Consider the following 14,687-nt stretch of genomic DNA (forward strand, 5'->3'; position numbering starts at 1 on the left):
ATATTTCATTTTTATGTCTCCTAGTTCAATAGCGCTACTTATCATTGGTTACTTTGTCGTATTAATTTTAATTTCTTACTTCACAAGTAAAGAAGATTCTAACGAAGCGTTCTTTAAAGCCAATAAATCTGCTCCTTGGTACCTTGTTGCTTTTGGAATGATTGGTGCTTCACTTTCGGGAGTTACTTTTATTTCGGTTCCTGGTGCTGTAGAGAGTAAGCAGTTTGGTTATCTACAAGTTGTTTTTGGGTATTTGTTTGGCTACCTAGTAATTGCCTATGTATTATTACCTATTTACTACAGGCTAAACCTAACTTCAATTTACACCTATTTAAGAGATAGATTTGGAAACACGAGTTATAAAACCGGTTCTGTTGCTTTTTTAATTTCAAGAACTGTTGGTGCTGCATTTCGTTTATTTTTAGTAGCAAAAGTGCTACAATTACTAATTTTTAATCAGTTTGAAATTCCTTTTTTTATAACGGTTATCATCACTATTGCGCTTATTTGGCTCTATACTTTTAAAGGCGGAATTAAAACCATCATATTTACTGATACGCTTCAAACACTTTTCATGTTGGTTTCAGTAGTTGTTACTATTGTATTTTTAGCGTCTGCACTAGACTTAAATAGTGTTTCTGATATTTATAGTAATGTAAAAGAAAGCACAATGAGTAAAGTATTCTTTTTTGAAGATGTAAATGATGCTCAATATTTCGCTAAAAGCTTTTTGGCAGGTATGTTCATAACTATTACCATGACTGGACTTGACCAAGATATGATGCAAAAAAACCTAACCTGTAAAAACCTAAAAGAAGCTCAAAAAAACATGGTAAGCTTTAGTGTGGTTTTAATTTTTGTAAACATTCTCTTTTTAGTGCTTGGTCTTTTACTTACTCAATATGCACAACAAAATAGTATTACTGCAAGCAAAGACGACCTTTTTCCAACCATAGCTATGCTACCTGAAATAGGAATCATAACTTCAGCATTTTTTATTCTTGGTTTAATCGCTGCTGCTTACTCTAGTGCAGACTCAGCGCTTACTTCACTAACGACTTCGTTTTGCATTGATATTATTGAGCTAGACAAAAAACCAAAAGAACAACAAAAGAAAATCAGAAAAAGAGTACATATTTTCACAAGTATAGTTTTAGTACTTGTAATTATACTTTTTGATTTAATTTTTAAAGATGTTTCTGTTATCTGGGAATTATTTAAAGCTGCTGGTTACACCTATGGACCATTACTTGGGTTGTTTGCTTTTGGTATTCTAACCAAATCTCAAATAAAAGACAAACATGTATGGATTATTGCTATAATTGCTCCTATTGTATCTTATCTTTTAAACGCCTATTCCGAAACTTTATTCAACGGTTATCAAATTGGCTTTGAAATCCTTATTATAAATGGGTTACTAACCTATTTAGGATTAATATTGATTCGTAGACAAAAGCACTAAAGTGCAAGACGCTTCATGAGGAATATTGTGCTTATCTAATAATTTATAAAACTCATCATTTTCGGTTCCAGGGTTGAAAATAACTCGCTCAGGTTTAAGTCTAATAATATAATCGTAATACTGTTTTTGAACTGTTGGGTTAAGATAAAGTGTAACAGTATTTAAATCTTTATAAGGTAATAATTCAGTATCAATTTCTACTCCTGAAATCGTCCCACTTTTGCTTCCATAAGCTACTACCTCATGGTTATTATTCACTAATCGTTCTACAGCATAGTTTGAATATCTATTAGGCTTAATAGAGGCTCCAAATACTAAGGTTTTTTTGCTCATATGTTAAAATGTTGTTAAGTAGTGTTAAAAAGAGTAACACAAAATTCATAAAGGCGTCTATCAAATACAATCGTAAAAAAACAAAACTAATCAATCAATCAAAAAATGAAAAAGTTATTATTGCTTTGTCTATTTGCTTTTACCCTATCTTTAACTGCAAATGCTACATTAGCTAACACTGAAAAAGATGGAACCGTGACCGGAAAAGTATTAGACGTAAACCTCAACCAACCCTTACCTTACGTAAACATTATTATTAAAAATGCTGCTGGTACAACTATTACTGGTGGGATTACTGATGACCAAGGTAATTTTGAAATTAAAAACATACCTGAAGGTAAAAGTTTTTTAAGCGCTCAATACATTGGTTACAAAACAGTAACCAAAGAAATAATTGTCGATAAAGGCAGTTACAGAATTGACCTTGGTAATATTATGCTTGAAGAAGATATTGCAAGCCTTGACGAAGTGACTGTTGTAGCAGAAGTATCTTCAATTCAACAAAAAGTTGACAGAAAAGTCATTACTATTGGTAAAGACCTTACTACTACTGGAGCAACTGCTTCAGAAATCATGAACAATCTCCCTGCAGTAAGTGTTGACAGCCAAAACGGAAACATTAGTTTGCGTGGTAATGAAAATGTACGTGTACTTGTAGACGGTAAACCAACCAATGTACCTGCAGCTCAATTGTTAAAACAAATTCCTTCTACATCAATTAAAAGTGTTGAGTTAATTACAAACCCATCAGCTAAATACAATCCTGAAGGAATGAGTGGTATTATCAACATCATTCTTCATAAAAACACAAACATTGGTTTTAATGGTAATGTAAACATAGGTTTCGCTAAAGAAATCAGTCCTAACTTCAACAGTTCAATTGATATGAACTACAGAAATGGAAAGCTTAACTTTTACGGAAACTACGGTAACAATATTGGGAAAAGTACTAACTACGGAATGATAGAGCGATTTGACAACAATACTGAGCAATTGTTCGATTTTGGTAACAACAACAAATCGCACCTTTATAAAATTGGAGTAGATTACTATATTAACGATCGTAATACACTTTCATTTTACACCAATCAAAATATATACGACGGTAAAGGTAACGGAACTACAGATGTATTATATTTAAATAATGATTTTCCTGATTTCCGTCAGGTGTTCAATAACTCAAATGAAAATAACACTTCAACCTACAATGGAGCTTATAAACACGACTTCAAAAAAGAAGGTCATAATATAAGTTTAGAAGCTGACTATAGCACGTTTGATAGTGATGAGTTTGCTAACTTCGCGTTTAATGACAACACTGGTTATATTGATGTTGTTGATAACAAAAGAGACAATACTGTTATAAATTTAGACTATGTTAACCCTTTATCTGAAAAGGCTAAACTAGAAATTGGTGCAGAATACAGATCTAATAACTCTGATAATATTTATGACACTACAAATGCTAATTTATTCGATTCTAATTATGAGTACAATAGAAGCATATATTCGTTTTACACCACTTATGGTAAAACGTTCGAAAAATGGTCTTACCAAGTTGGAGCGCGTTTAGAGCAGTATGAAGTTGAAGCTAACTTTGCTCAAGACACTCAAGACAATGCCAAATTTACTGATGAGCAATTCAGTATTTACCCATCGGTATTTGCAACCTATAATCTTTCAGAAAAAAACACTTTACAATTTAGTTATAGTAGACGTGTTGATCGTCCTGGTTTAGGGCAAATTAACCCAATTAGAGAATGGAGTACACCTCGAGTAACTTCAATTGGTAACCCTGAATTAAGACAACAGTTCACCAATTCATTTGAAATTAACTACACTAAAATCATAAAAGGTGGTAGCATAACCGCTGGTACATTTTACAGAAATATTGAAGATGAAATTAACAGAGCTGTTTATATAGATCCAGAAGATCCAACAGGAGAAAGCGTAATATTAACTTACGATAACTTTGACAACAATTCAGCTTATGGTGTTGAAGCCTCTACAAACTACAGACCAACAAAATGGTGGAGTTTAAATGCAAGTGCTGAGTTTTATTACAGAACTGTAAGAGGTGTTGTAGAACAAGAAAACGTTGATGTAGACAACTCTACTTTTAACTTTAGAATGAACAACAACTTTAAAGTTACTAAAAGCTTGAATTTATCTGTTTTTGGAATGTATAGAGGGCAAGAAAAAGGGCTTCAAAACACAAGAAAACCAATGACATTAGTTAACACAGGTTTACGTTACACGTTCCTTGAGGACAAAGCAACTTTTAGTTTTAGCTACAATGATATTTTCAACTCAATGAAATTTGCTTTTGATGGTACAAGACCTTTTCCTACTGAAGGCGAATTTAACTGGGAAAGCAACCAATGGCGCATAGGATTATCTTACCGATTTGGTGGTGGAAAATACAGAGCGTTAAGCAGAAAACAAAGAGATGATAATGAAACCCAAGGAAGTGGTGGTTTCATGTAAAAATATTTGATAGCCAGCGTAATAGTTGATGGTTAGTGTTAATGCTTGGTTATTGAATAAGAAAACCCGGAACATTTTTGTTTCGGGTTTTTACTTTTTATAAAGTTAATAAAATGTTATTCTTCATTATTTATGAAGGATAAATCACCAAAAAGTCATTTTTTTGCAGTCATAATGTAATCGACAAGTTTAAGTTAATTTGAATTAGCCTTCATAAACTATAAAAAGCTTGAAAACAGCACATTATACACAAAAGCTCAAAGTGAAAACTTTGGGCTTTTTTTCTTTAAAAATTTATTAAAAACTGTAATACATACGCAATTAACTCGTCTATTATATAACTAGCTACTTTCTTAAAGAATTTAGATTAATTTGAATTAGCCTTCATCAATCAAAATTCAAAAAATAGTAGTAAGTGTTAAACTTAAAACCCAAGGTTATTGCTTTGGGTTTTTTAATTTTTGTTAATTGATAGTTAAAAGTGTTAACGAATGAAATAAATTTTAATTTTCTACGTCTAAGATATAGTGATAAGTTTTAAAGTTAATCAATTAAAATATCACTGTTTTATAGTTTAGTGTTAGTAAGTTGGTTAATAGCGAAAAAACCCGAAACTTTAAAACGTTTCGGGTTTTTTTATGGTTATAAATTTTACTTTTTTATTGAGCCTTTACCACTTTATAATAGCGCTTCCCCAAGTAAATCCACTTCCAAAGGCAGCAAGAACTACAGTATCGCCTTCTTTTATTTTTCCTTGTTCCCAAGCTTCAGTTAAAGCAATAGGAATAGAAGCTGCTGTTGTGTTTCCGTATTTTTGAATATTATTAAATACTTGGTCGTCTTCCAATTGGAATTTCTTTTGAATAAACTGCGCAATACGCAAGTTGGCTTGATGCGGAATTAACATATCAATGTCATTTACCTGCAACTTGTTTTTCATTAAGCCTTCCATAATTACTTCACTAAAACGAACTACAGCATTTTTAAATACAAACTGCCCGTTCATGTAAGGATAGTAGCTCTCATCATCAGGATTATTATCTGCTATAATATCATTTACCCAGCGTTTTCCCATTCCTGGAGCTATCAAGCTTAACTCTTCGGCATGTTCTCCTTGAGAATGCAAGTGCGTTGATAAAATACCTTTACTATTATCTTCTTCACGTGTTAAAACTGCTGCTCCTGCTCCATCTCCAAAAATCACCGAAACACCTCTTCCACGAGTAGTTCTATCTAATCCGTGAGAATGTAATTCACTTCCAATAACAAGCACGTTTTTATACATTCCTGTTTTTATAAAATTATCAGCAACCGATAATCCATAAACAAAACCAGAACATTGATTACGTACATCTAATGCACCAACTGTTTTTATGTCTAATTCTTTTTGAACGGTAACTCCTGGTCCAGGAAAGTAATAATCTGGACTTAAGGTTGCAAAAATGATAAAATCAATGTCATCTTTATCAATTCCTGCACGTTCTATAGCAACTTTAGCTGCTTTTACACCCATTGCAGATGTGGTATCACCACTTCCTGGTTTTACCCAACGACGCTCTTTAATTCCTGTTCGCTCTTGAATCCATTCATCACTGGTATCCATCAACTTGGTTAAATCATCATTGGTAACCACATTATCAGGCACATAAGAACCTAAACCTATTATTTTTGAATTATACATATCATAAAAATTAGCTTCGCAATTTAAATATTTCAAAATAAAACCTCTTTAAAAAAAATAATCTATCGTTATGCATGCATAACATTTTATATAATGTCACTTTGTCACTTTTTTGGGCTTGGTATTTTTTTTGTCTTTAGAAAGAGCATAATTATAAATACAATAAAACACATATATTATGGCAAAAGGAAACATTAATGTATCGGTAGAAAACATCTTCCCGCTCATTAAAAAATTCTTATACAGTGACCACGAAATCTTTTTACGTGAGTTAATTAGTAATGCAACTGATGCAACTTTAAAGCTTAAGCACTTAACCAGTATTGGTGAAGCTAGCGTTGAATACGGCAATCCGCAAATTGAAGTAAAAGTTGATAAAGACGGTAAAAAACTTCACATTATTGACCAAGGATTGGGGATGACTGCTGACGAAGTTGAAAAATACATCAACCAAGTTGCTTTTTCTGGTGCCGAAGAATTTCTTGACAAATACAAAGATTCTGCAAAAGATTCAGGAATTATAGGACATTTTGGTCTTGGGTTTTATTCAGCGTTTATGGTTGCTGAAAAAGTAGAAATCATTACAAAATCTTACAAAGATGAACCAGCTGCACATTGGACTTGCGATGGTTCACCAGAGTTTACATTAGAAGCCCACGATAAAACTGAAAGAGGTACTGAAATTATTCTTCATATTGCAGAAGATTCTACCGAATTTTTAGAAGACAACCGCATAAGCGAACTACTTACAAAGTATAACAAGTTTATGCCTGTGCCAATTAAATTTGGAACAAAAACAGAAACCTTACCAAAACCTGAAGATGCAAAAGAAGACGATCCTGCACCTACAAAAGAGGTTGACAACATCATAAACAATCCAAATCCTGCTTGGACAAAGCAACCAACAGATTTAGAAGACAATGATTACAAGAGCTTCTACCGTGAGTTGTACCCAATGCAGTTTGAGGAACCATTATTTCACATTCACTTAAATGTTGACTATCCGTTTAATTTAACTGGGATTTTATATTTCCCAAAAATGACTAACGACCTCAACATCCAAAAAGATAAAATTCAACTGTACCAAAACCAAGTGTTTGTAACAGATAACGTAGAAGGTATTGTTCCAGAATTTTTAACCATGCTTCGTGGTGTTATTGATTCTCCTGATATTCCGTTAAACGTTTCTCGTAGTTACTTACAAGCCGATGGTGCTGTAAAGAAAATTTCGTCTTACATTACACGTAAGGTGGCTGATAAATTAAAATCGTTATTCAATAACAACCGTGAAGATTTTGAAGCAAAATGGGATGACATTAAAATTGTGATTGAATACGGAATGCTTTCTGAAGAAAAATTCTTTGAAAAAGCTGATGCCTTTGCATTGTACCCAACTGTAGATGGTAAACACTACACGTATGACGAACTTTACAATGCTATAAAAGCAAAACAAACTGATAAAGACGACAAACTTGTTATTCTTTATGCATCAAACAAAGATGCGCAACACAGCTACATTGAAGCTGCAAAAGCAAAAGGTTACGAAGTGTTATTTTTAGATTCTCCTATTGTTTCTCACTTAATGCAAAAACTAGAAACGACAAAAGAGAATATTTCGTTTGCACGTGTTGATGCTGACCATATAGACAACTTAATTAAGAAAGATGACAACAAGATTTCAAAATTAAGTGATGATGAAAAGAAAACACTAGACGAACTTCTTAAAGAAGTAATTCCTGCTGAAAAATTCACAGTGCAATTAGAACCTATGGATAGCGATGCTGCACCATTTATGATTACACAACCAGAGTTTATGCGTCGTATGAAAGAGATGCAACAAACTGGTGGTGGCGGTATGTTTGGTATGGGCAACATGCCAGATATGTACAACTTGGTTGTAAACACAAATCATGAATTGGTTGGTGAAATTTTAAACACCGAAACCAAAGAAAACAAAGAACGTTTAATAAACCAAAGTTTAGATTTAGCACGTTTAAGTCAAGGCTTACTTAAAGGTGAAGAACTTACAAACTTTATTAAGCGTAGCTACGACATGATAAAGTAAACAAATTATCAAGCTGAAGTTCATTTAGTAGTTCTTATAGTAAAAAACCACTTCCTAACACGAAGTGGTTTTTTTTATCCTAAACAAAAAGTGATGTTCCCTCACTAAAACATACCTTTTACCAATTCCTCATTTTACAACATCTTGGTCTTTACTAGGTTTGACAGGTATAACATTAACACTTTGTATTATGAAAAACCCATTCAACTTAAGTATTAAATCACCTTGTCAAGAAAACTTTCAAAAATTTACGCCAACTGTAAAAGGTGGTTTTTGTGGCTCATGTGAAAAAGAAGTTGTTGATTTCACTAAAATGACGTCAGATGAAATTATTGCTTTTTTTAAGGCAAAAGAAACTCAAAATGTATGTGGCAGATTTAACAATAATCAGTTAAAAACCTACTCACCTACTCCAAAACGAAAAAAATTAAGCTTTATAAGCGCTGTTGGTTTAGCATGTTTGTCATTATTCTCATTTGGAACTGCTCAAGCACAAAACACATCAAAAACGTCTGACAGTTCAGATAAAAACAATTCAAAAGTGCTTCAAGAATCTCAAGAAAGTAATATAACCGTTGAAGGCACAGTTACTGATGGCGAGTTGCCACTTCCTGGAGTAAACATTGTGTTGCAAGGTACCACAGTTGGAACTTCTAGCGACTTTGATGGCAACTTCACTTTTCCGCAGAAACTAAAAAAAGGAGATATTTTGGTTTTTAGCTATTTAGGAATGAAATCTCAAAAATTGGTTATTAATGATAAAAATTCTGCTTCTAGTGTAGCATTACAAGTTATGATGGAAGGTGACACTTGTATCATTATGGGAAAAGTAGCAACAAAAGAAGTTTACAAGTCTAAAAGGAATTAAACTACAACATGAGAAAAACACTCGTTATAATAACCTTTAGTATTGTAAGCTTTTCAGTAGCGCAAGTATCGGATTTTAACACTGTCGATTTTACACGTGCAGATAATATTGCGAAATTAAATGAAGGAGAAGATCTTGACAACCTTCCTGTACTTGCGCATAAGCTTACCGCTAATCTTAAAACTGATGTTGAAAAATTTAGGGCTATTTACCTTTGGGTATGCCAAAATATAAAAGGAGATACTAACCAAGATAGTAAAGTTTTTAAATATAAAAGTAAGCTAGCACACGACACTGTAGCTTATTTAAAATGGAATAATGAGTTTAAGGTTAAAGCCTTTAAAAAACTACTTAAACGTAAAAAAACCATGTGCACAGGTTATGCCTATTTGGTAAAAGAACTTTGTTTTTTAGCTGACATTGAATGCGTGATTGTTGATGGTTACGGAAGATCAGTTTCTGCCAATGTTGAAGCATTAGACTTTGCTAACCATTCTTGGAATGCTGTAAAACTCAATAATAAATGGTACTTGTGTGATGCCACTTGGTCTAGCGGATTTTCTATAAACACAAATTTCATAAAAGATTATAATGATGGCTATTTTTTAACAGACCCTATTCTTTTTGCTAAAAATCATTTTCCGTTGGATAAAAAATGGTTTTTAAATGATTCGTTAGCAAATACCAAATTTACACCTCAAGCTATCGTGTATGGTGAAACGTTTGAGCACAAAATTATTCCTACGTATCCAAAAACACTTAATGTGACCACTAAAAAAGACGAAGCATTACATTTTAGTTTTAAGACATTAGCATCTAACCCTCAAGACCGAGTAGAGCTTGTGCAATTTGTTGGCTCAAAGGAACACTCATTTAAAATCGAAGACTTACAAAAAACCGACACTAGCATTTCATTCAACAACACCTTTAAACACAAAGGTTATCATGATGTGCATATAAAAGTCAATAACGACATTGTTGCAACATACACAGTAAAGGTTATTAAGTAAAACTGTAACTAAAAAACTATTTGGTCGTCTTATAATAAACTGTAAATTATCACTTTAAAAAAACCGACCAATGATTTCACAACGTTTCACCTTAGCAATATGTTTTTTAGTTAGCATGTTGCTTCCTGTACCACATTTATTTTCTCAAGAGAATATTGAACCTAAAATTGATGTCTTAGCATCTGAGACATACAAAACTAATGAACCTGGAGTTTCAATTTTAGTCGCCAAAAACGGTAAAGTCATTTATCAAAAAGCTTTTGGTAAGGCAAGTCTTGAATTAGATGTGCCAATGACACCAAATCATGTTTTTGAAATTGGTTCAATTACCAAACAGTTTACAGCAATTGCTATTTTAATGCTACAAGAGCAAGGTAAACTAAAGGTTAGTGACGACATTACTAAATACATACCTGATTACCCAACTAAAGGCAAAACAATAACCATTCATAATTTATTAAACCATACTAGTGGCATTAAAAGTTATACAAACATTCCTAGTTTTAGGCAATTTGCAGCTAAAGACATGAGTCCTAAAGAACTTATAGATGTTTTTAAGGATGAGCCTATGGATTTTAATCCTGGAGAGCAATACAGCTATAACAATTCAGGATATATCCTTTTAGGATACATCATTGAAGTTGTTTCAGGAATGACTTACGAAGACTTTGTTGAAAAGAATATTTTTGAAAAAATAGGTATGACAAATTCCTATTACGGAAGTAAAAAAGAGTTAATTAAAAACAGAGCTTTAGGATATCAAGAAGGTGAAAATGGTTATGAAAACGCAGATTATCTAAGCATGACATTACCTTATGCTGCTGGATCATTAATGTCTACAACCAATGATTTACTTAAATGGCAAAATGCCCTAAACAATTATACATTTATTACTAAAGATAGTTATGAAACAGCCATTCATGGTTCTACACTCAACAATGGCGAGCATATTCCTTATGGTTATGGCTTAGGAGAAAACACTATTAGTGGTTCTCCAAGCATTCAACATGGAGGAGGAATTTTTGGATATACCACTATGGGTATTTACTTACCTGAAGAAGATATTTTCGTTTCTGCATTAAGCAACTGCAACTGTAAAAATGTAACTGATTTAGCGACTAGAATTGCAGCAATTGCCATTGGAAAACCTATACCATCAAAAGCTGATGCAATTACCTTGTCTGAAAATGAATTAAACACTTGGGTTGGTGCTTATGAATTTGATGGCAACATCATAAGACACATTACTGTTGAAAACGGAAAGGTTTATAGTTTACGAGAAGGCAGTGTTAAACTTGAAATTTTCCCGTTATCAAAAACACATTTCTTTTTTGAATCTGGTACAACTGCTTACAAGTTTTCCAAAGATGATAATGGTAAGAAACAAGTTATTATGATTAATGATAACAACGAAACTTTAGGTCATGAAACTGATAAAGCTCCACCAGCCGAAAAAGAAAGCATCACTGTTTCACAAGACATACTAAATACGTACGTTGGTAAATATGAATTACAACCAGAATTTATAATAACCATAACAACCAATAACGAAGGACAATTATTTGCAGAGGCAACAGGTCAACCAAAGTTTGAAGTTTTTGCTGAAGCTAAAGATCGCTTCTTCCTAAAAGTTGTTGCTGCAAGTATTAGTTTTAATGTTGATGATAAAGGAGTCGTTACAGGTTTAACATTGCATCAAAATGGTGCAAATATGCCAGCTAAAAAAGTGGAGTAATTAAGCGTTGTCTTTCATTTTGGCATTTTTATAAAAAAGCACGACCTTCGTCCGGTAGAAAAAACTACTTATGCTTATTTCAAAAACTGTAAGAATTACTAGAATTATTTCTGGTACTTGGAAGCACTTTGTGTTTAATATTATCATTTGTGTTGCCACTTATTTAGTGTACCATTTTTTATTTCATGATCGTATTGAAGTACCTATGCTTTTACCTAGCATTTTAGGCACAGCACTTTCATTTTTTATTGGTTTTAAAAACAATCAGGCTTATGACAGATGGTGGGAAGCCAGAAAAATTTGGGGTGAATTGGTAAACGATTCTCGAACTTGGACAAGAAACATTTTAAGCTATGTAAACCCTAACGAATCCATCAACGGAAATGAACTTAACAAAATAAAGCGACAAGCTGTTCATAATCATATTGCATTTGTATATGCACTTAAAAAAGGACTTCGATCATCTGCTGACATGGAATATCGCAACTATCTTACCAGTAAAGATGTTGAAGCAGTAGAGTTGGAAAGTAATGTACCCAATGCTATTTTAAACCTTCAAACCAACCTGTTAGAATCTCTTTATAAAAATGGTCTGGTAGATGGTTTTAAATTTATGCAACTTAACCAAACACTTACTAAGTTTTGTGACGAAATGGGAAAATCTGAACGTATTTCAAACACAGTATTTCCTACAAGCTATAACTATTACACAAAACTTTTTATTTGGATTTTTATAGTTTGTGCTACTCTTGTAGCGGCTTCAAGTATTGGACCTTGGTCAATAGTGTTAGGAATATCAATTGGATATGTATTCTTAACTACTTATAAAATTGGATATTCACTACTAAACCCTTTTGAAGACATTACTTCAGGAATTCCTTTAAATCAAATTTCAAGAACTATAGAAATCAATTTACTACAGGCTTTAGGAGAAAAAGACATACCAGAACCTGTACAAGCTGTTGATAACGAATACATAATGTAACTATGACAGAACAAGATAAAATTTTCATGAAACGTGCCATTGCTATGGCAGATAAAGGAATGAGCTCAAACGCAGGAGGTCCTTTTGGTTGTGTTATTGTAAAAGACGGAACCATTATTGCCGAAGGTCATAACTGTGTAACGTCTACCAACGACCCAACAGCACATGCCGAAGTTGTTGCTATTCGTAAAGCTTGTGAAGCCCTAGGCAGTTTTCAATTAGACGATTGTATTGTTTACACCTCTTGCGAACCTTGTCCTATGTGTTTAGGTGCCATTTATTGGGCTAGACCTAAAAAAGTTTATTATGCTTGTAACAAAGTAGATGCTGCTAATATAGGTTTTGATGACCAATTTATATACGAAGAAATTGACAAACCAATAACAGTTAGAAGTATTCCGTTTGAGCAAATGCTACAAGACGAAGGTGTTACCGTTTTTAATAAATGGGCTGGTAAAGGTGATAAAACCGAATACTAAACGCTTAGTCGTTTATCAAAATAGTTTTTTAACCAAGATATTTGAACACATAGCATAATTGCAAACAGCAACATGGCGTAAACAAAAATATTTGAAAACTGTAAGTTAGAAAACAGTTTTGCGAGCGCATTGTCAAAAATTAACGAGAAGTCAATATTAGTGAACCATTCGCTACTAGACTTAGTATTCTTTTGAAAGAGCAAATACGCAACAAACGATAGAAACCCAATAGATATAACAACCCAAACAGGTTTTGAAATCAAAGGCTTATATCTTGTCGCTTTTGAATACTGAATAGCCTCTACTTGCGACATTACAGCATCTGTAAAATCAAATGAAGGCGACTCTAGTTTTGTATCTTTTAAAACCTTGTCAGTAAACGCTTCAACATATTTATTTTCGTTCTCTTTCATAAGATTCAATTAATTGAGGTTCTAATTTCTGTTTTAAAATTGTCATTAGTTTTTTTCTACTTCTAAACAATTTTACTTTTACATTATTCACTGTTAAACCAACCACTTTCGAAATATCTTCGATAGATTGTTCTTCAAAGTAATACAATGTCAATAAAAACGCATCATCATTTGGCAACATTTGTATACACTCTTGTATGGTTTGCCTTCGTTCTGCTTCAACTAAGTTTTCAAAAGCATTATCAATGGTTTTTACCTCATGCTCAGTAAACTCATTAATAGCAACAATATTATATTGTGCTTTTTGCTTTTTCAACCTATCTAAGCAATTATTGTAAGCAACTCTATAAATCCAAGTAGACAGTTTTGAGTCTCCTTTAAATTTATGTAAGGACTTAAATACTTTTATAAAAGTATCTTGCGAAACCTCTTCAGCCTCTTCCCTATGCTTTAACATTCGCAACGCCAACGTAAACACCAAGTCCTTGTACTGATTTACCAAAACAGCAAAAGCTTTGGTATCTCCAGCAAGTATTTGATTGATGATGTGTTGGTCGTTGTTGGTTGTCATTTTTGCATTGGACGACAAATCCGAACCAAAGGTTACAGTATAAATTGAAAAATATTTTGGAAAAGTTGTAACCATAATTCAATTCATATCGTCATAGGCTATGAACACTTAAAAATAATCAATTAAAAACAAACCGTTATGGGATCAGAATTTGTAATTATGCCGTTAATGATTGCGGCCGTTTTTGGAATCTTTTATCTTTATTTTTCAACAAGAAACAAAGAGCGTTTAGCACTTATTGAAAAAGGAGCAGATGCAAGCATTTTTGTAAAAGGAAGACAACAAGCAGCACCAATTTGGAAAGTTTTAATTTTAAACTTAGCCTTATTATTAATGGGTATTGGTCTTGGTTCTTTTATTGCTTTACTTTTAGAAACCTACACAAGCATTAATGATGGAGGTATTTATCCTGCTTGTATTTTTACAATGGCTGGTTTAGGGCTTTTTGCAGGTTTTAATATGACTAAAAAATTAGACAAAGAATAAAACATTAAAATTACCAACCAAAAACCTAAAACTACTGTTCAATATTGAGCAGTAGTTTTTTTTATGATTGAATATTAGATTATGTATCTTTAAGGTTTAATTCAAAAATTCA

Annotated in this window: 13 protein-coding genes; 9 read left to right on the plus strand and 4 right to left on the minus strand. The window is 32.7% G+C overall.

From position 1 onward, the window contains the following. Positions 1 to 13: 13 nt before the first annotated feature. The gene (locus tag DMZ43_RS00325; RefSeq protein WP_131505745.1) at positions 14 to 1,462 is read left to right on the plus strand and encodes a sodium:solute symporter; all 1,449 of its coding nucleotides are present in this window, start codon (positions 14 to 16) and stop codon (positions 1,460 to 1,462) included. Here DMZ43_RS00325 and DMZ43_RS00330 read toward each other — a convergent pair. Next, on the minus strand, positions 1,433 to 1,795 hold the full coding sequence (locus tag DMZ43_RS00330; RefSeq protein ID WP_131505746.1) for a CoA-binding protein: 363 nt from the start codon (positions 1,793 to 1,795) through the stop codon (positions 1,433 to 1,435). The two genes, DMZ43_RS00325 and DMZ43_RS00330, sit on opposite strands and share 30 nt — an antisense overlap. A 105-nt stretch (positions 1,796 to 1,900) precedes the next feature. Between DMZ43_RS00330 and DMZ43_RS00335 the strand changes: the two genes are divergently transcribed. Then, positions 1,901 to 4,282, plus strand: a complete 2,382-nt coding sequence (locus DMZ43_RS00335) for an outer membrane beta-barrel family protein (protein ID WP_131505747.1) — start codon at positions 1,901 to 1,903, stop codon at positions 4,280 to 4,282. A gap of 670 nt (positions 4,283 to 4,952) precedes the next feature. On the opposite strand, the gene DMZ43_RS00340 is transcribed toward DMZ43_RS00335, so the two are convergent. Beyond that, a complete protein-coding gene (locus DMZ43_RS00340) occupies positions 4,953 to 5,963 on the minus strand; it encodes a 3-oxoacyl-ACP synthase III family protein (RefSeq protein WP_131506507.1) in 1,011 nt (336 codons plus the stop codon). Between the two features lie 178 nt (positions 5,964 to 6,141). Here DMZ43_RS00340 and htpG point away from each other — a divergent pair, with 178 nt between their 5' ends. From htpG to DMZ43_RS00370, 6 genes are all read left to right on the plus strand, one after another. Then, positions 6,142 to 8,028: a molecular chaperone HtpG gene (gene htpG / locus DMZ43_RS00345; protein WP_131505748.1), complete on the plus strand. Its 1,887-nt coding sequence runs from the start codon at positions 6,142 to 6,144 to the stop codon at positions 8,026 to 8,028. Between the two features lie 190 nt (positions 8,029 to 8,218). Next, positions 8,219 to 8,896 carry a carboxypeptidase-like regulatory domain-containing protein gene (locus DMZ43_RS00350; RefSeq protein ID WP_238155744.1) on the plus strand — a complete coding sequence of 226 codons (678 nt, stop codon included), beginning with the start codon at positions 8,219 to 8,221 and terminating at the stop codon, positions 8,894 to 8,896. Positions 8,897 to 8,904: 8 nt separating this feature from the next. Then, a complete protein-coding gene (locus DMZ43_RS00355; RefSeq protein WP_131505749.1) occupies positions 8,905 to 9,906 on the plus strand; it encodes a transglutaminase domain-containing protein in 1,002 nt (333 codons plus the stop codon). 70 nt (positions 9,907 to 9,976) lie between these two features. Next, positions 9,977 to 11,641: a serine hydrolase gene (locus tag DMZ43_RS00360; RefSeq protein ID WP_238155745.1), complete on the plus strand. Its 1,665-nt coding sequence runs from the start codon at positions 9,977 to 9,979 to the stop codon at positions 11,639 to 11,641. A 70-nt stretch (positions 11,642 to 11,711) separates the two neighbouring features. Continuing rightward, on the plus strand, positions 11,712 to 12,626 hold the full coding sequence (locus DMZ43_RS00365; RefSeq protein WP_131505750.1) for a bestrophin family protein: 915 nt from the start codon (positions 11,712 to 11,714) through the stop codon (positions 12,624 to 12,626). Between the two features lie 2 nt (positions 12,627 to 12,628). After that, a complete protein-coding gene (locus DMZ43_RS00370; RefSeq protein ID WP_131505751.1) occupies positions 12,629 to 13,105 on the plus strand; it encodes a nucleoside deaminase in 477 nt (158 codons plus the stop codon). Here the strand turns inward: DMZ43_RS00370 and DMZ43_RS00375 are convergent. Both DMZ43_RS00375 and DMZ43_RS00380 read right to left on the minus strand, forming a co-directional pair. Beyond that, on the minus strand, positions 13,102 to 13,518 hold the full coding sequence (locus DMZ43_RS00375) for a hypothetical protein (protein ID WP_131505752.1): 417 nt from the start codon (positions 13,516 to 13,518) through the stop codon (positions 13,102 to 13,104). The two genes, DMZ43_RS00370 and DMZ43_RS00375, sit on opposite strands and share 4 nt — an antisense overlap. Beyond that, on the minus strand, positions 13,499 to 14,164 hold the full coding sequence (locus DMZ43_RS00380; protein WP_370450246.1) for an RNA polymerase sigma factor: 666 nt from the start codon (positions 14,162 to 14,164) through the stop codon (positions 13,499 to 13,501). Before DMZ43_RS00380 ends, DMZ43_RS00375 begins: the two co-directional genes overlap by 20 nt. A 63-nt stretch (positions 14,165 to 14,227) precedes the next feature. Here DMZ43_RS00380 and DMZ43_RS00385 point away from each other — a divergent pair, with 63 nt between their 5' ends. Continuing rightward, positions 14,228 to 14,575 (plus strand): DUF6249 domain-containing protein, encoded by a 348-nt coding sequence (locus tag DMZ43_RS00385; RefSeq protein ID WP_131505753.1) that lies wholly within the window; start codon positions 14,228 to 14,230, stop codon positions 14,573 to 14,575. Positions 14,576 to 14,687 lie beyond the last annotated feature (112 nt).

The organism is Meridianimaribacter sp. CL38, from assembly GCF_004328055.1.
GTDB classification, from domain to species: domain Bacteria; phylum Bacteroidota; class Bacteroidia; order Flavobacteriales; family Flavobacteriaceae; genus Gaetbulibacter_B; species Gaetbulibacter_B jejuensis.